At 59.9% G+C, this 16,689-nt stretch carries 12 protein-coding genes and 1 pseudogene; 6 read left to right on the top strand and 7 right to left on the bottom strand.

The features are described from left to right. Positions 1 to 178: 178 nt before the first annotated feature. The 7 genes and pseudogenes from IAI51_RS28320 to gap form a co-directional block, all read right to left on the bottom strand. Positions 179 to 1,138: pseudogene (locus IAI51_RS28320) on the bottom strand (cache domain-containing protein); the annotation flags it as partial. Positions 1,139 to 1,619: 481 nt separating this feature from the next. Then, a complete protein-coding gene (locus IAI51_RS18235; RefSeq protein ID WP_187679749.1) occupies positions 1,620 to 2,015 on the bottom strand; it encodes a YbaN family protein in 396 nt (131 codons plus the stop codon). A 163-nt stretch (positions 2,016 to 2,178) separates the two neighbouring features. Beyond that, positions 2,179 to 2,775: a biliverdin-producing heme oxygenase gene (locus IAI51_RS18230; protein WP_187679748.1), complete on the bottom strand. Its 597-nt coding sequence runs from the start codon at positions 2,773 to 2,775 to the stop codon at positions 2,179 to 2,181. A gap of 112 nt (positions 2,776 to 2,887) precedes the next feature. After that, positions 2,888 to 5,473 carry a TonB-dependent receptor gene (locus tag IAI51_RS18225; RefSeq protein ID WP_187679747.1) on the bottom strand — a complete coding sequence of 862 codons (2,586 nt, stop codon included), beginning with the start codon at positions 5,471 to 5,473 and terminating at the stop codon, positions 2,888 to 2,890. 122 nt (positions 5,474 to 5,595) lie between these two features. Next, positions 5,596 to 6,561 carry a FecR family protein gene (locus IAI51_RS18220; protein ID WP_187679746.1) on the bottom strand — a complete coding sequence of 322 codons (966 nt, stop codon included), beginning with the start codon at positions 6,559 to 6,561 and terminating at the stop codon, positions 5,596 to 5,598. A 125-nt stretch (positions 6,562 to 6,686) separates the two neighbouring features. Continuing rightward, positions 6,687 to 7,205, bottom strand: coding sequence for an RNA polymerase sigma factor (locus tag IAI51_RS18215; RefSeq protein ID WP_187679745.1), 519 nt, complete (start codon positions 7,203 to 7,205; stop codon positions 6,687 to 6,689). Between the two features lie 197 nt (positions 7,206 to 7,402). Further along, positions 7,403 to 8,404 carry a type I glyceraldehyde-3-phosphate dehydrogenase gene (gene gap / locus IAI51_RS18210; protein WP_187679744.1) on the bottom strand — a complete coding sequence of 334 codons (1,002 nt, stop codon included), beginning with the start codon at positions 8,402 to 8,404 and terminating at the stop codon, positions 7,403 to 7,405. Between the two features lie 220 nt (positions 8,405 to 8,624). Between gap and edd the strand changes: the two genes are divergently transcribed. From edd to IAI51_RS18180, 6 genes are all read left to right on the top strand, one after another. Next, a complete protein-coding gene (edd, locus tag IAI51_RS18205; RefSeq protein ID WP_187679743.1) occupies positions 8,625 to 10,451 on the top strand; it encodes a phosphogluconate dehydratase in 1,827 nt (608 codons plus the stop codon). Then, on the top strand, positions 10,448 to 11,398 hold the full coding sequence (locus IAI51_RS18200) for a glucokinase (RefSeq protein WP_187679742.1): 951 nt from the start codon (positions 10,448 to 10,450) through the stop codon (positions 11,396 to 11,398). Before edd ends, IAI51_RS18200 begins: the two co-directional genes overlap by 4 nt. Before the next feature lie 177 nt (positions 11,399 to 11,575). Continuing rightward, positions 11,576 to 12,307 carry a response regulator gene (locus tag IAI51_RS18195; RefSeq protein WP_003227460.1) on the top strand — a complete coding sequence of 244 codons (732 nt, stop codon included), beginning with the start codon at positions 11,576 to 11,578 and terminating at the stop codon, positions 12,305 to 12,307. Further along, positions 12,297 to 13,766, top strand: a complete 1,470-nt coding sequence (locus tag IAI51_RS18190; RefSeq protein ID WP_187679741.1) for an ATP-binding protein — start codon at positions 12,297 to 12,299, stop codon at positions 13,764 to 13,766. Before IAI51_RS18195 ends, IAI51_RS18190 begins: the two co-directional genes overlap by 11 nt. Before the next feature lie 122 nt (positions 13,767 to 13,888). Further along, positions 13,889 to 15,148, top strand: coding sequence for an AGE family epimerase/isomerase (locus tag IAI51_RS18185; protein WP_187679740.1), 1,260 nt, complete (start codon positions 13,889 to 13,891; stop codon positions 15,146 to 15,148). Positions 15,149 to 15,267: 119 nt separating this feature from the next. Beyond that, a complete protein-coding gene (locus IAI51_RS18180; RefSeq protein WP_187679739.1) occupies positions 15,268 to 16,569 on the top strand; it encodes an ABC transporter substrate-binding protein in 1,302 nt (433 codons plus the stop codon). The last annotated feature ends 120 nt before the right edge of the window (positions 16,570 to 16,689 follow it).

The following is a 16,689-nucleotide window of genomic DNA, read 5'->3' as shown; positions in this document are numbered from 1 at the left end:
GGTCGATTTCGCGGAACTGCACCTGCATGCCTTCGCTGGTCTGGCGGGCGATTTCCGAAGACTGGTCGGCGGTGCCGCGCGCCTCGGTGATGCTCTGTTTGATCTGCGCGATGGTCGGTTGCAGCTTGTCGAGGAAACGGTTGAACCAGTTCACCAGTTCGCCCAATTCATCTTGCTTGCTGTAGTTCAAGCGCTGAGTCAGATCGCCTTCACCGCTGGCGATGTTCTTCAGCATATCGGCGACGCTGTTGATCGGACGCGTGACGCCGGAAGCCGTGAGCCAGATCAGCAACAAGCCAATCAGCCCGGCAACAACAGCCACCGCCAGTGCGGTAAACACGCCGGTTTCCTGTGCATCGTCGAGCACCGCTTGCAGTTTGACCGAGTCGGCCAGCAGCACCTGTTTCGGCAGGTCGATGACCACGCCCCAGGCCCGCGAATTGCCAATCGGATCGACCGGGTACACGGCGCGGATCAGGTCGCCCTGTTCAAGAATCTTCGGCGTGCCGCTGCCGAGCAGTTGCAGCACGTCCTTGCCATCGGCGCCGAGGGTGTCGCCGATCTTTTTACCGACCTTGGCAGCATCCGAACTGTCCGCAGCCAACACGCCGCTGCCCGAGACGATCAGCATGTGCCCGGCGTTGTTGAACAGGTTGCGCTGTGAGTCCACAGCCGCCGCTTGCAGGGCGTCGAGGGCGATATCAACGCCGGCCACGCCGATGGCTTTACCATCGACGATCAACGGCACGGAAATGGTCGTCATGAGCATTTCCTTGCCACCGACGGTATCGGCATACGGGTCGAGCAGGCAGGTGCGCTTGTTGTCGCGAGGGCAGGTGTACCAACTGTTGTACGGCGTGCCGCTGACGCTTAGGGTGGTCTTGGTCAGGTCATCTTCGACCATGATCGTGTTCAGCGAGGCACCGCCGGCGCGGCTCCAGTAGGTGGAAAAACGTCCGGTTTCGTTGGACTGGCGGGCCGCGTCGTTGGCGAATTCGCTGTCCTTGCCGTCCAGCCCATTGGGTTCGAAGGCGAGCCAGATGCCGAGCACTTTGTCGTTGCGCTCGAACGCGGTTTTCAGGCTCAGGTTCAACTCTTCACGCAGAGCGCCAGCGTCCAGCGAACGCTTGGCCGCCATGACGCGCATGTCCTTGATCTGATCGGCCACTGCGGTGATGACCGTCAGGCTTTCGCCGAAGGTCTTCTGCACCCGCACCGCTTGTTCGGCGGCTTTGGCTTGCAGCAGGTTCTGCACACTGGCGGTGAGCATCTTGCTGCTGGAGTTGCTGACCAGTTCGTCGTTCTGGTTGGTCTGGTAAATGTTCATGCCGACGATCAGCGCAACCACACCGAGCAGGCACAGACCGGAGAGCAGAACGATTTTCAGGCGAATGGAGAGAGAGTCGAACATGGGCGTTCTCGCGAATGAATAAACGGGTGGCTGTCGGGCATGAACTACCCGGTTCGCCAAATCCATTCAGCGCCATGCAATGCTCATCGGCGCGGAGCGAGGGCGCATGAGCGGCTTGCCGACGAACGGTCAGTGCTAAACGTTTGCGCAGGGGAATGTGCTGAAAAGGCGATTAATTACAGGGAAGTTTCAGTGTTGTTGCGCGGATTCAGGAAGGGGTGGGCAAGGTTTCCGGTCGCGACCAGATCCACAGATTACCCAGGCTCATCCCGGCAATCGCCAGATAGACCGGCCAGCCGTGATCGAGCATCACCAGCATCAGCGTCGCACACAGCAGCATGCTCACTGTGGCGCTGATTTTGGCTTTGCGCGCGATGATCTTGCCGTTGCGCCAGTTGCTCAGGATCGGCCCGAACAGGCGATGGTTTTCCAGCCAGGCACTCAGACGCGGCGAACTGCGGGTCGCGGCCCAGGCGGCGAGCAGGATGAACTCGGTGGTCGGCAGGCCGGGCACGACGATGGCAATCAGGCCAATGCCGAGGCTGAGGTAGGCCAGCAGGCCGAACAGCAGACGGGCGAGTTTGGAGGAGGCGGGTTGCGGCATGGGCTCAGCGGTGGCTTCTGAAGCGGAATGGAGATCTTACAGGTTGTTGCAGTTCCCATGTGGGAGCGAGCCTGCTCGCGAAAGCGGTGGATCAGTCACATTAATGTTGAATGTGCTGCCGTCTTCGCGAGCAGGCTCGCTCCCACAAGGAATAGATGTTGCTTCAGGCCAGTTCTGCTTCGGTGGCATAAGCCTGTTCCAGCAACACGGTGAAGCGGTTGAACGCGTCAATCGCGCCTTGCTCCACTTCAGCTTCTTCCTCGGCGCTGAACTCCAGCGAGTCGAGAGTTTTGACAAAGCGCTTCCAACCCTCGGCGCGTCCACCTTCAGGTTCACCCAAATGACGCGCACCAAAGGTTTCGCTCAGCTCCAGCGCCACGGCGCGTTTGATCAGGAACGCAGCACCGAGCTTCGAACCTTCAGAGACGAAGATCCAGCCCAGTGCCCGGGCCGTGCTCGGGTTTTTCACTGCGCCGGCAACCGGCGCCGGGACCTCAGTGTCCAGATCCGCCAGGTCGGCCTTCGCGGCTTCAGCGCGGCAGCGAGCCGGCAAGTCCGCGACGATCTCTGTCAGCTCGGCATCGTTGTACAGACCGACCAGTTCCGACTGAAACAGGTATTGCGCCACCACAAACCGGGCGAAGTTGGCGCGTGTCTCGAATGGCGCGTGGGCTTTGACCAGGGCGTCGAGCTTGCTGTGCGGCTCGTGGGTGATCTGGTTCAGACGTTGCGAACGCAGGGCTTTTTGCGAAGTGGTCATGACATGTCCTTGATAAAAGAGGCGCTTGATAACGAGACGAACGGGATAGCGCCGGACAGTAAAAAAAGCCTCACTGCGCGGCGTATCAACACGCGCAGTGAGTTCGACGGGATCAGATGTCCCAGATCAGATTGATCGCGAAGTTGCGACCCGGTTGGGTCAGGCGATCGAGGTTGGCCGGTTGCGTCACCGAGGCTTCGCCGACGCTGTCGTAACCGCGCACGTCATCCCACAGCCAGTATTTCTTGTCGGTCAGGTTGTAAATGCCGCCGCTGACGGTGATGTCGTCGGTGACTTTGTAGAACCCGGTCAGATCAAGAAGGCCGAAGCCCGGCGACTTGAACTGGCTGCTGACGCCATCCGGCGACTTGAAGTTGGTGTCGTCGACGCGATCCTTCTTCTTCACCAACGTCCAGCTCAGCAGGCCACCGTAGTTGTCCTGGTCGTAACCCAGGCCGAACACGCCGGTCAGCGGATTAACGCTGTTGAGCGGCTCGCCGGTGTCGTCGTTGCGACCGTAGGCGTAGGCGATCGAGCCTTGGGTGTACAGGCCTTGCGGCGCGCCGAACGAGTCCAGGTTCAGACGTCCTTTGACTTCGGCACCCTTGATGGTCGCGTGCTTGATGTTGTTGCTCTGGAAGGTCAGTTCGTCATCGCCCGGCTTCACCGCGTCTTCATTAATGAAGTCGCGATACTTGTTGTAGAACACCGCCACATCGAACGAGCCCGACTCGAAATTGCCGCGCAGACCGGTTTCATAGCTTTTGCTTTTTTCCGGCTCCAGATCCGGGTTCGGCGCCACGGTATAACCGGTGGTGTTGTTCTCGAAGCGACCGTACAGCGCTTTCGCGGTCGGGGTGCGGAAGCCTTCGGCGTACTGACCGTACCAGGTGTAGTTGTCGTTAAAGGCGTAGGTCAGGCCGAATTTCGGCGAGACTTTGTGCCAGGTCTTGTTCTTCTCGCTGACCGTGTCCGTGCCGTCAGCGTTCACGGTGTTGAGGAATTCCTGAGTGATGTGCGGCTTGAGCTGGGTGTAGTCGTAGCGCAGGCCCGGCAGGAAGGTCCAGTTGTTCCAGCTGATCTGATCCTGGGCGAACAGGCTGTAGGTGTTGATGGTCGGGTCCGGGAAGTCAGTGGCCTTGGCCAATACGTCAGCGGTACTGGTTGCACCAATCGCCGTGCAGCCACGACCGACCGCCAGGCACGTGCCGTCGCCGCTGCGCGAGCCGGTGACTTTCTGCTGCTTGATGGTGGTGCCGTAAGTCAGCACGTGATCGGTGTCAGCGATGGCGAACGCCTTGTCCAGTTGCGCATCGAATACCCACTGCTTTTCCTCGTAAATCGTGTCGCGGGTGCGCAGCACTTTTCGGGTGATCGGGTAGTAATACTCTTCGGTGCTCTGGTCGGTTTTGGCGATCTGATGGTTGAGGCTCCACTTCACGTTGTCGACCAGCAGGCTGTCGAGGGCGAAGCTGTGTTCAATGCCAAAACGCTCACGGGTGATGGTGTCGTTACCGGTGCGCCACTGGTACATGCCGCCGGGCAGCACGCTGTTCGGAATGGTCGGGGCGCCATTGAAGTACGGGCCGCCGTAGGCACTTTTCTGATCGGTGTCGCGATCATCCTTGTACTTTTCGTAGGTCAGGCCAAGGCGCGAATCGTCGCTGTAGTTCCAGCCGATCTTGGCCAGCACGTTGGTTGCCTTGACGTCTTCCGGGTTGGCGGCGGTGCGCTCAAGGCCTGTGCCGTTGTTGCTGCCATAGGAGTCGGTTTCGTGGCCGTCGCGCTGGCTGTAGTGGAGCAAACCGTCGAACTGATCGGCTCGGCCGGCGACGGTGGCGGATTTCAGCCAGCTGTCATCGGCCGAGCTGTAACCGGTTTTCAGGCGGGCGCCGACGTCTTTGCCGGGTTTGATGATGTCGTCCGGATCGAGTGTGTAATAGCTGACGGCGCCGCCGATGGCGTTGCTGCCGTACAGCACCGAGGCCGGGCCACGGAGAATTTCCACGCGTTTGACGATTTCCGGGTCAACGTAATTGCGCTGGGTCTTGGCGTACGGGCCGTTGAAGAAACCGTCCGGTACTTCGACGCCGTCAACCTGCGTGAGGATGCGGTCGCCGTCGATGCCACGGATGTTGTAGCCGCTGATGCCGCCACGCTGGCCGGCGCCGCCGACGGAAACACCTGGCTCGTAGCGCACCAGATCCTTGATCGTGTTGACGTTGTTGCGATCCAGTTCTTCACGGGTGTGCACGGTGACGGTACTTGGCACGCTGTTCACCGACTGTTCCTGTCGGGTGGCGCTGATGGTCACCTGATCCAGATTCAGTGCGCCGCTGCTACTGCGTTTTTCCAGCACGACGTTGTTGTTGCTCAGTTTGCGGAAGCTCAAGTTGGTCCCCACCAACAGGCGCTCAAGGGCTTTTTCCGGTGGCAGCGAGCCGCGCACGCCCGGCGACGATACGCCCTGACCCAGTTCTGCCGGCAAGCCGACTTGCCAGCCAGTGACGGTGGTGAAGGCATTGAGTGCCGACACCAGCGGTTGCTGGCCGATGGCGAACGAGTAATCGCCCATGTTGCGCGCCGGTTGCTCGGTGGCGGCCAGCAGCGGCGCCGTACCGGCCATGAGGATGGCAGCGGTCAGCAGCGACAATACGCGGGAAGGGGAAGAGGTCTGGCGGGTAAGGCGTGAGGACATCGATAGCGCTCCGTGTCGCACGAATCTTTATAGGTGCTGATTAGCGTCCGAAGATGCGAATCAATTGCATTGGCTATAACTAGACGTACGTGCTTCGGCTATCGAGTAAAAATAATTCTCATTTAGTTCAGGATCACCAGCGCGGGGAATTCCTGCAGCCGCGCCGAGGTGATGTGAGCGAGGGAGCGCACCACGTCGAGGGGTTGATCGAGGCGGTAGTTACCCGTGACGTTGACGTCGGCCAACTGCTCGTTGGTGTTAATGATCCAACCCGGATAGTAGCGGCGCAGCTCGGCCAGCACCTGATTCAGCGGGCAGTTCTCGAACACCAGTCGACCTTGCACCCAGGCCAGATCGGTATTTGCGTCGAGCTTGGCCGGGCGGTCGAAACCGTTGGGGCCGATGCGGATGCTTTCCCCGGCGGAGAGACGCACCCGGGCATCGTTATGGGCGGCGCGCAAATCGACATCGCCGCGCTGCACATTGACCTGCGCCACGCCGTCCAGATAGCGCACGGCAAATGCAGTGTCATGCACGCTGGCTTTGACCGGGCCGGCATCGATTTCCAGCGGTTGGTTGCGGCTGCCGGCGATCTCGAAAAACGCCTCGCCCTGATACAGCCGTGCGACGCGTTGCTGATCATTGATGGTGCTGGAGAATGCCGAGTTGGTGTTGAGCAGGACTTTCGAGCCGTCCTCCAGTTGCAGGCGCTGGCGTTCGCCGACCATGGTCAGGTGATCGGCCTGCAAGCGCATCGGCAAATTACTGAAGCTGAACAACCCGAGCAGCAGCACCGCAGCGGTGGCCAGCGGTTTCCAGTGCGGACGCAGACGCTTGAGGACGGTAACTTTCGCAGGTCGCAAAGCCAGGGTTTGCGCGCATTGGGCGATTTGCGGGCCATCCCAGATCGCCTGTGCCTTGGCAAACGCCTCGGCATTCAACGGATCAGCCGACAGCCACGCGTGAAACTGCCGGGTCTGCTCTTCATTCGGACTGCCGAGTACGATGAGCCAGTCCAGTGCCTGGTCCATTGCAAGTGCAGCATCCTGCGCCGATTCGGGCGAAGGCGAGCGGTGGGTGTCCGTCACGGTGTTTCCTCGGCAGTGTCTGTGCACGGCTGTTTTTTTTAGTGAAGCGTAAAAGTCGGGCAAGGGTAACAAAGCCCGATGATCAGTGCAGTCGAACCTGGCACTTACAGAAAGAGCCTACAGTCTCAGTCGCCATTCAAGCGCTCGGCGACGCCTATGCAAATGGTCATGATCAGTTTCAGTTCTTTCTGCACGGTGCTGAGCGAGACATTCAATTCGTCGGCGATTTCCTGGTAGCTGTGCCCGTGCAAACGGCTGAGGATGAAAATCTGCTGCTGACGCGGGCTGAGTTCACTGAGGCTCACGTTCAGGCGCTCCAGCAATTGTTCGGCGTGGGCGGCGTCTTCGGCGCTGCTGGCGGGGGCGGCGATGCTGTGCACCACGTCCTGCGGCACGTCATCGACCATGGTGCGCGAATGGATCTTGCGCGCACGCAAATGATCCAGCGCCAGATTTCGTGCGGTCTGGAAGACAAAGGGTTCCAGATGATCGATGGCCCGCTCGCTAAGCGCCCGCGTCACGCGCAGGTAGGTTTCCTGCAACAAGTCTTCAGCGGTGCTGTGATTGTTGACCATCCGTTCCAGCGTACGCAGCAGCGAGAGGCGCTGGGTGAGGAAGACGTGGTTGAAGTGTGATTGACTCACGGGGTGACCTGATCGATTTCAAGCGAATGATAATGCTTATCATCCGCCCGTATGGTCAAGCCTTGATTTCAAATTGAAATTGAAACCTGTGGGAGCGAGCCTGCTCGCGAAAGCGGTGTATCTACCAACATAAATGTTGAATGACACATCGTATTCGCGAGCAGGCTCGCTCCCACAGGGATAGGGGATTCTTTGGATTACTCGGCGTTACACAGCGCCAGGCAGTTATCCAGCATACGGTTGGAGAACCCCCACTCGTTGTCATACCAGGCCAGCACTTTCAGCAGTTTGCCGCTGGATTTGGTGTGGTTGGCGTCGAAGATCGACGACAGCGGGTTGTGGTTGAAGTCACTGGAGACCAGCGGCAACGTGTTGTAACCCAAAATTTTCGAATGCTGGCTCGCTGCTTTGAGCAGTGCATTCACTTCCTCGGCAGTGGCTTCTTTCTTCAGTTGAACGGTCAGATCCACCAGCGACACATTGATCACCGGCACCCGCACGGCCATGCCGGTCAGTTTGCCTGCCAGTTCCGGCAGCACCAGACCCACCGCTTCAGCGGCGCCGGTCTTGCTCGGGATCATGTTCTGCGTGGCCGAACGCGCGCGGTACGGGTCGGTGTGATAGACGTCGGTCAGGTTCTGGTCGTTGGTGTAGGCGTGGATGGTGGTCATCAGACCGCTTTCGATCCCCAGTTCGCGGTGCAACACCTGCGCCACAGGCGCCAGGCAGTTGGTGGTGCACGAAGCGTTGGAGATGATCTGGTGCGACTGGCGCAGAATGTCGTGGTTCACACCATAGACCACGGTGGCGTCTGCACCTTTGGCCGGGGCCGAGATGATCACTTTGCGTGCGCCGGCAGTAATATGCGCGGCGGCTTTGGCACGGTCGGTAAAAAGACCGGTGCATTCGAATACCACATCAATCTTTTCGGCAGCCCATGGCAGTTCGGCCGGGTTACGAATGGCGCTGACCGCAATGCGGTCGCCGTTGACAGTCAGGCTCTCGTTGTCATGCTCGACCTGTGCATCGAAAGTGCCGTGAACGGTGTCGTATTTGAGCAGATGCGCGTTGATCGAGCTGTCGCCCAGATCGTTGATGGCGACAATCTGCAAATCCTGTCGATAGCCTTGGGTATACAGTGCGCGCAGGACATTACGGCCGATGCGGCCAAAACCATTGATTGCGATTCGAAGAGTCATGAAACAGCGCCGCCGTCGTTTTGTTGTTGGAATTACAAGATTATTCGCATAAAAATAGAAAACAAGCCTTTTTAGTGGCAATATTTTGTTTTATCTACAACGAGTGACCTGAATCAACTGGTCCGAATGGTCAAAAAAGCCGTCTGTCATTCCAACGACAACGGCGTTTGATCAGCATAGACAATCAGGTCGCCACATCCGTTAGCCTGGAGTTCTACACATGCATCCCCGCGTTCTTGAGGTCACCGAACGGCTTATCGCCCGCAGCCGCGCTACGCGTCAGGCTTACCTTGCACTGATTCGCGGCGCCGCTACTGACGGCCCGATGCGCGGCAAGCTGCAATGCGCCAACTTCGCCCACGGCGTGGCCGGGTGTGGCAGCGAAGACAAGCACAGCCTGCGGATGATGAATTCGGCGAACATCGCCATTGTTTCTTCCTATAACGACATGCTCTCGGCGCATCAGCCGTACGAAGTCTTTCCTGAACAAATCAAAAACGCCCTGCGCGAAATCGGCTCGGTCGGCCAGTTTGCCGGCGGCACTCCGGCGATGTGCGACGGCGTGACCCAAGGCGAGCCGGGCATGGAACTGAGCCTGCCGAGCCGCGAAGTGATCGCGATGTCCACGGCGGTGGCGCTTTCCCACAACATGTTCGACGGCGCGCTGATGCTTGGCATATGCGACAAGATCGTGCCGGGCCTGATGATGGGCTCCCTGCGTTTCGGTCATCTGCCGACGATTTTCGTCCCGGGCGGGCCAATGGTCTCCGGTATTTCCAACAAGGAAAAAGCCGACGTGCGGCAGAAGTACGCCGAAGGCAAGGCGACCCGCGAAGAGCTGCTGGAATCGGAGATGAAGTCCTACCACAGCCCGGGCACCTGCACCTTCTACGGCACCGCCAACACCAACCAGTTGCTGATGGAAGTCATGGGCCTGCACTTGCCTGGCGCATCCTTCGTCAATCCGAACACTCCGCTGCGTGATGCCCTGACCCGCGAAGCCGCGCATCAAGTCACGCGCCTGACCAAACAGAACGGCAACTTCATGCCGATCGGCGAAATCGTCGACGAGAAGTCGCTGGTCAACTCGATTGTTGCGCTGCACGCCACCGGCGGCTCGACCAACCACACCCTGCACATGCCGGCCATCGCCATGGCCGCAGGCATTCAACTGACCTGGCAGGACATGGCCGACCTCTCTGAAGTCGTGCCGACCCTGAGCCACGTCTACCCGAACGGCAAAGCCGACATCAACCACTTCCAGGCCGCTGGCGGCATGTCGTTCCTGATCCGCGAACTGCTCGCGGCGGGCCTGCTGCACGAAGACGTCAACACCGTGCTCGGCCACGGCTTGAGCCAATACACCAAAGAGCCGTTCCTCGATAACGGTCAACTGGTTTGGCGCGAAGGCCCGATCGACAGCCTCGACGAAAACATCCTGCGTCCAGTCGCTCGCGCATTCTCGGCGGAGGGTGGCTTGCGGGTGATGGAAGGCAACCTTGGTCGCGGTGTGATGAAGGTGTCCGCCGTGGCGCTGGAAAACCAGATCGTCGAAGCGCCGGCCATGGTGTTCCAGGATCAGCAGGATCTGGCCGATGCGTTCAAAGCCGGTTTGCTGGAGAAGGATTTCGTCGCCGTGATGCGCTTCCAGGGCCCGCGCTCCAACGGCATGCCGGAGCTGCACAAGATGACGCCGTTCCTCGGCGTGCTGCAGGATCGCGGCTTCAAAGTCGCGCTGGTGACCGACGGGCGCATGTCCGGCGCGTCGGGGAAAATCCCGGCGGCGATCCACGTCAGTCCTGAAGCTTATGTCGGTGGGGCTTTGGCGCGGGTGCAAGAGGGCGATATCATCCGCGTCGATGGCGTCAAAGGCACTTTGGAACTCAAAGTGGACGCCGAAGAATTTGCCGCGCGCGAACCTGCCAAAGGCCTGTTGGGCAATAACATTGGCAGCGGTCGCGAACTGTTCGGCTTCATGCGTTTGGCCTTCAGCTCGGCGGAGCAGGGCGCCAGCGCCTTCACTTCTGCCCTGGAGACGCTTAATTGAAACTGGCTTTGGTCGGTGACATCGGAGGCACCAACGCGCGGTTTGCGTTGTGGAAAAATCAGCAACTCGAATCGATTCAAGTGCTGGCCACGGCCGACCACGCCAGCCCGGAGGAGGCGATCAGCCTCTATCTGAGCGGGCTCGGTCTGGCGCCCGGTTCGATCGGTTCGGTGTGCCTGTCAGTGGCTGGCCCCGTCAGCGGCGATGAATTCAAGTTCACCAACAACCACTGGCGCCTGAGCCGCACGGCGTTCTGCAAAACCTTGCAGGTCGAGCAGTTGTTGCTGGTCAACGACTTCTCGGCGATGGCGCTGGGCATGACTCGTTTGCAGCCCGATGAGTTTCGCGTGGTTTGCGAGGGCACGCCGGAGCCGTTGCGTCCGGCGGTGGTGATTGGGCCGGGTACTGGCCTTGGCGTCGGTACTTTGCTCGACTTGGGTGAAGGCCGTTTTGCCGCGTTGCCGGGCGAGGGCGGTCACGTCGATCTGCCGTTGAGCAGCCCGCGTGAAACTCAGTTGTGGCAGCACATCCATAACGAGATCGGCCATGTCAGCGCGGAAACCGCGTTGAGCGGCGGCGGCTTGCCACGGGTTTACCGGGCGATCTGCGCAGTGGATGGCCATGAGCCGACACTGGATACCCCGGAATCGATCACCGCTGCGGGTCTGGCCGGTGATCCGATTGCCCTGGAAGTGCTGGAGCAGTTCTGCTGCTGGCTCGGGCGAGTGGCCGGCAACAACGTGCTGACCACCGGCGGGCGAGGGGGGGTGTACATCGTCGGTGGCGTGATTCCGCGCTTTGCCGATTTCTTCCTTGAGAGCGGTTTCGCCCGCAGCTTTGCCGACAAGGGCTGCATGAGCGATTACTTCACGGGCATTCCGGTGTGGCTGGTGACGGCACCGTATTCCGGCCTCGTGGGTGCCGGTGTTGCGCTCGAACAGGCTTGATACCGAGTCGCCTTCATCGCTGGCAAGCCAGCTCCCACAGGATTGAATACATTCTCAAGATGTGTGCAGGACCTTGTGGGAGCTGGCTTGCCAGCGATGAGGTTAGAACAGGCAACAAATTTCCAAGGTTCATCAGGCATAATCCGCCCCAATTCCAACAACAAGGATGCCTTCGAAGTGAGCTCAGTCAACAAGTCGATATTGTTGGTCGATGACGACCAGGAAATACGCGAGTTGCTGGAAACCTACCTGACCCGCGCCGGGTTTCAGGTGCGGGCCACAGCCGATGGCGCCAGTTTCCGTCAGGCGCTTAACGAGGCGCCGAGCGATCTGGTGATCCTCGATGTCATGCTCCCCGACGAAGACGGCTTCAGCCTCTGCCGTTGGGTGCGTCAGCATCCGCGTCAGGCGCAGGTGCCGATCATCATGCTCACCGCCAGTTCCGACGAAGCCGACCGGGTGATCGGTCTGGAGCTCGGCGCCGACGACTACCTCGGCAAACCCTTCAGCCCCCGCGAACTGCAAGCGCGCATCAAAGCGCTGCTGCGCCGTGCGCAATTCGGTCAGGAACGCAGCGGCAGCGATGTGCTGGCGTTCGATGAATGGCGGCTGGACATGGTCAGCCATCGGCTGTTCCACACCGACGGCGAGGAAGTGATTCTCTCCGGCGCCGACTTCGCCCTGCTGAAACTGTTTCTCGACCACCCGCAGGAAATCCTCGACCGCGACACCATCGGCAACGCCACCCGTGGCCGTGATCTGATGCCGCTGGATCGCATCGTCGACATGGCCGTCAGCCGCTTGCGCCAACGCCTGCGCGACACGGAAAAACCGCCACGGCTGATCCGTACCGTGCGCGGCAGCGGCTACCAACTGGCAGCCAACGTGGTTGCCGGCAATGGTCACTGAGTCGCTGCGCAAACTCGCCGCCAAAGTACCGGTGCCACGTTCGCTGCTAGGGCGGATGTTGCTGCTGACCTTGCTCGCGGTGTTGTTCGCGCAAACCTTGTCGAGCGTGATCTGGGTTTCGCAACTGCGCGCCACCCAGCTCGAAGGGCTGGTCACCAGCGCCCGCAGCCTCGCCCATTCGATGACCGCCAGCGTCAGTTACTTTCGTTCGCTGCCGGTAGCGTATCGGCCGCTGGTACTCGACCAGTTGCGCAGCATGGGCGGCACCCGGTTTGTCGTGACCCTCAACGACAAACCGTTGGGCATGGACGTGCTGCCGGTCACACCGCGCAAAGCGGCAGTGATGAAAGCGGTCGACGAAGTGCTGCGTCAATCCCTCGGCCATGACACTGATATCTCGGTGACCTTCGTCAGCCCGGAGGACCTGCGGATCTTCAACGCCGGCTTGAAGCTCGATGAGCTACCGCGTTCCTGGGCGCACTATGCGCTCACTCTTGAGCCGGTGAATCCACCGGTGCTGGTCACGCAGATTCAGATGGCGCCGGGCGAATGGCTGTACATCGCCTCGCTGTTGCCCGAGCCCTACACCAGCCTTGAAGAGCAGGGCCTGCCGTCGCAGCAGGTGTGGTTTATCGTCCTCACCAGCGGTTTTCTGCTGCTGTTTATCGGCTTGCTGGTGCATTGGCAGAGCCGACCGCTCAAGCGTCTGGCGCGGGCGGCGCGGGATCTGTCGCTGGGGGCCGACGTCGAGCCGGTGGCCGAGGGCGGCGGCAGTGAAGTGGTCGAAGTGGGCCGTGCGTTCAACACCATGCGCGAGCGCATCAGCCGTTACCTGACCGAACGCAGCCAGTTGTTCAGCGCGATTTCCCATGACCTGCGCACGCCGATCACTCGATTGCGTTTGCGTGTCGAACTGCTGGAAGACGAACAACTGCAAGCCAAGTTCGGCCGCGATCTGGACGAACTGGAGTTGCTGGTCAAAGGCGCGCTGCAATGCGTGAAAGACACTGACATCCACGAGAACATCGAACCGGTTGACCTCAACCATGTGCTCGATTGTCTGGTGGAGCCTTATCTGGCGCCGAACGGCAATGGCCGCGTGACTCAGCACGGGCGGGCACTGGCGGCCTATTCAGGCAAGCCTTTGGCGTTGAAGCGTTGCATCGGCAACCTGATCGACAACGCCTTGAAGTACGGGCAGAACGCACATCTGCACATCGATGACGATGAGAGTGCGTTTGTTCTGCATGTCGACGATGAAGGGCCGGGCGTGCCGGAGCAGCGGTTGGAACAGGTGTTTGAACCGCACTTCAGGTTGGCGGGGCAGCAGCAGGGGTATGGGCTCGGCCTCGGGATTGCGCGCAACATTGCTCATAGCCATGGCGGTGAGGTGACGTTGCAGAATTTGCGCGAGGGTGGTTTGCGGGTCACGTTGCAACTACCCCGTTCGATGGACTGAAAATCAAAAGGCTTTGCTTTTAAATGTCACTGACTCGTGACAAACCCCGTCCCCTTCGTTACAAGCCCATCCCGGCCCGTTGTTTAGACTCCCCGCAGTCATAACAACAAAAAAGGCCACCCATGGATCTCTTCAACCCAGGCTTCAGCAGTTGGCTGAACGCCCCTGCCCACCAGCAATGGCTCGCCGCCGAAGGCCTGCGTCTGCTGGATTTCGCCAAGGCTTCAAAACTGCCTCAAGGCTTCGGCAACCTCGACGAACACGGCCAGTTGCCAGCGAGCGCGCAGGCCGAAACCATGAACACCGCGCGCATGACTCACAGCTTCGCCATGGCCCATATTCAGGGCCTGCCGGGGTTTGCCGAGTTGATCGATCACGGTATCGCCGCGCTGCGCGGGCCGTTGCGGGATGCCTTGCACGGTGGCTGGTTTGCGGTGGCCGAACATCGCGACGACAACACCGGCAAGAACGCCTATCTGCACGCCTTCGTTGCACTGGCGGCGAGTTCTGCCGTTGTCGCGCAACGTCCCGGCGCCCAGGCTTTGCTGGATGACGCGATCGACATCATCGACACGTATTTCTGGAGCGAAGAAGAGGGCGCCATGCGCGAATTCTTCAACCGCGACTGGAGCGAAGAAGAAGCCTATCGCGGCGCCAACAGCAACATGCACGCCACCGAAGCCTTCCTCGCGCTGGCCGATGTCACTGAAGACCCGCGCTGGCTGGTACGCGCGCAACGCATCGTCGAGCGCGTAATCCACGGTCACGCCGCCGCCAATGATTACCTGGTCATCGAACACTTCGATCGCAACTGGCAGCCACTGCGTGAATACAACCAGGACAATCCCGCCGACGGTTTCCGCCCTTACGGCACCACGCCGGGCCATGGTTTCGAGTGGGCGCGGCTGTTGCTGCACCTCGAAGCCGCGCGGGTCCAGGCCGGCATGCTTACGCCGGGTTGGCTGGCGACCGACGCGCAAAAGCTTTTCGACAACAACTGCCGTCATGGCTGGAACGTCGATGGCGCGCCGGGCATTGTTTACACCCTCGACTGGGACAACAAAGCGGTGGTTCGCCATCGCCTGCACTGGACTCATGCCGAAGCCAGCGCCGCTGCCAGTGCCTTGCTCAAGCGTACTGGCGATCAGCAATACGAAACCTGGTACCGACTGTTCTGGGAATTCTGCGAAGTGAATTTCATCGACCGCTGCAATGGCAGCTGGCACCACGAACTCGATCCGCAGAATCGCCCAAGTACCGATATCTGGGCGGGTAAACCCGATCTGTATCACGCCTGGCAAGCGGTGCTGATTCCGCGCCTACCCTTGTCACCCAGTATGGCAACGGCTCTGGCGCAATTATCCCGGGCCTTTCCTGTGTAACCATGTGGTGACATTCGCGCGTCCCTTCGTTACCTGCGAAGGCAAACGTCCTGTTTAAACTCCTGTGCAGCGCAAGCACCAGACTTGCAATGCATAACAACAAGAAAGGTACATCTCAGATGAATGCGATTTCTCGCCTCGCTACTGTCATTTCTGTCGCCTCCCTGTTCCCGCTCGCAATTCTGCCTCTCAGTGTTTCCGCTGCCGAATCCAAAGGTTCGGTCGAAGTCGTGCACTGGTGGACGTCCGGTGGCGAAAAAGCTGCCGTTGATGTGCTCAAGGCTCAAGTCGAAAAAGACGGTTTCACCTGGAAAGACGGTGCTGTCGCCGGTGGTGGCGGTGCAACTGCCATGACCGTGCTGAAAAGCCGTGCCGTTGCAGGCAACCCACCGGGCGTTGCCCAGATCAAAGGCCCGGACATCCAGGAATGGGCGTCGACCGGTCTGCTCGACACCGACGTTCTGAAAGACGTCGCCAAAGCAGAGAAGTGGGACAGCCTGCTCGACAAGAAAGTCTCCGACACCGTGAAGTACGACGGTGATTACGTGGCCGTGCCGGTGAACATTCACCGCGTGAACTGGCTGTGGATCAACCCGGAAGTCTTCAAGAAAGCCGGCATCGAAAAAGCGCCAACCACCCTCGAAGAATTCTACGCCGCTGGCGACAAGCTCAAGGCTGCGGGCTTTATTCCGTTGGCCCACGGCGGTCAGCCTTGGCAGGACAGCACCGTGTTCGAAGCCGTTGTGCTGTCGGTCATGGGTGTTGATGGCTACAAGAAAGCCCTGGTCGATCTGGACAACAAAGCGCTGACCGGCCCGGAAATGGTCAAGGCCCTGACCGAGCTGAAGAAAGTCGCGACCTACATGGACGCTGACGGCAAAGGTCAGGACTGGAACCTGGAGGCGGCCAAAGTCATCAACGGCAAGGCCGGCATGCAGATCATGGGTGACTGGGCCAAGTCCGAATGGACTGCCGCGAAGAAAATCGCCGGCAAGGATTACCAGTGCGTAGCTTTCCCAGGCACCGACAAGGCGTTCACCTACAACATCGACTCCCTCGCTGTGTTCAAGCAGAAAGACGCCGGCACAGCCGCGGGTCAGAAGGACATTGCCAAAGTCGTGCTGGGTGAAAACTTCCAGAAGGTCTTCAGCATCAACAAAGGCTCGATCCCGGTTCGTATCGACATGTTGAACGACATGGAGAAACTCGGTTTCGACTCCTGCGCGCAGACGGCTGCCAAGGACTTCCTGGCAGACGCCAAGTCCGGTGGTTTGCAACCGAGCATGGCGCACAACATGGCGACCACGCTGGCGGTGCAGGGCGCGTTCTTTGACGTAGTGACCAACTACATCAACGACCCGAAAGCTGACCCGGCCGATGCGGCCAAGAAACTCGGCGCGGCGATTCAGTCGGCCAAGTAATGCTTGGCCCCTGTAGGAGTGAGCCTGCTCGCGATAGCAGTTTGTCAGGTAACAGATTCATCAACTGACACACCGCAATCGCGAGCAGGCTCACCCCTACAAGGGGGCGAGTTGCCCAAG

Source organism: Pseudomonas sp. N40(2020) (assembly GCF_014472415.1).
GTDB lineage: Bacteria > Pseudomonadota > Gammaproteobacteria > Pseudomonadales > Pseudomonadaceae > Aquipseudomonas.
The sequence above is the reverse complement of the archived record's forward strand: the minus strand, read 5'-3'. Positions and strand labels throughout refer to the sequence as shown.

Coding starts and splice junctions, on each gene's coding strand:
- IAI51_RS18235 (WP_187679749.1), bottom strand. CDS start 2,015: ATGCCGCAACCCGCCTCCTCCAAACTCGCCCGTCTGCTGTTCGGCCTG.
- IAI51_RS18230 (WP_187679748.1), bottom strand. CDS start 2,775: ATGACCACTTCGCAAAAAGCCCTGCGTTCGCAACGTCTGAACCAGATC.
- IAI51_RS18225 (WP_187679747.1), bottom strand. CDS start 5,473: ATGTCCTCACGCCTTACCCGCCAGACCTCTTCCCCTTCCCGCGTATTG.
- gap (WP_187679744.1), bottom strand. CDS start 8,404: ATGACTCTTCGAATCGCAATCAATGGTTTTGGCCGCATCGGCCGTAAT.
- edd (WP_187679743.1), top strand. CDS start 8,625: ATGCATCCCCGCGTTCTTGAGGTCACCGAACGGCTTATCGCCCGCAGC.
- IAI51_RS18190 (WP_187679741.1), top strand. CDS start 12,297: ATGGTCACTGAGTCGCTGCGCAAACTCGCCGCCAAAGTACCGGTGCCA.
- IAI51_RS18185 (WP_187679740.1), top strand. CDS start 13,889: ATGGATCTCTTCAACCCAGGCTTCAGCAGTTGGCTGAACGCCCCTGCC.
- IAI51_RS18180 (WP_187679739.1), top strand. CDS start 15,268: ATGAATGCGATTTCTCGCCTCGCTACTGTCATTTCTGTCGCCTCCCTG.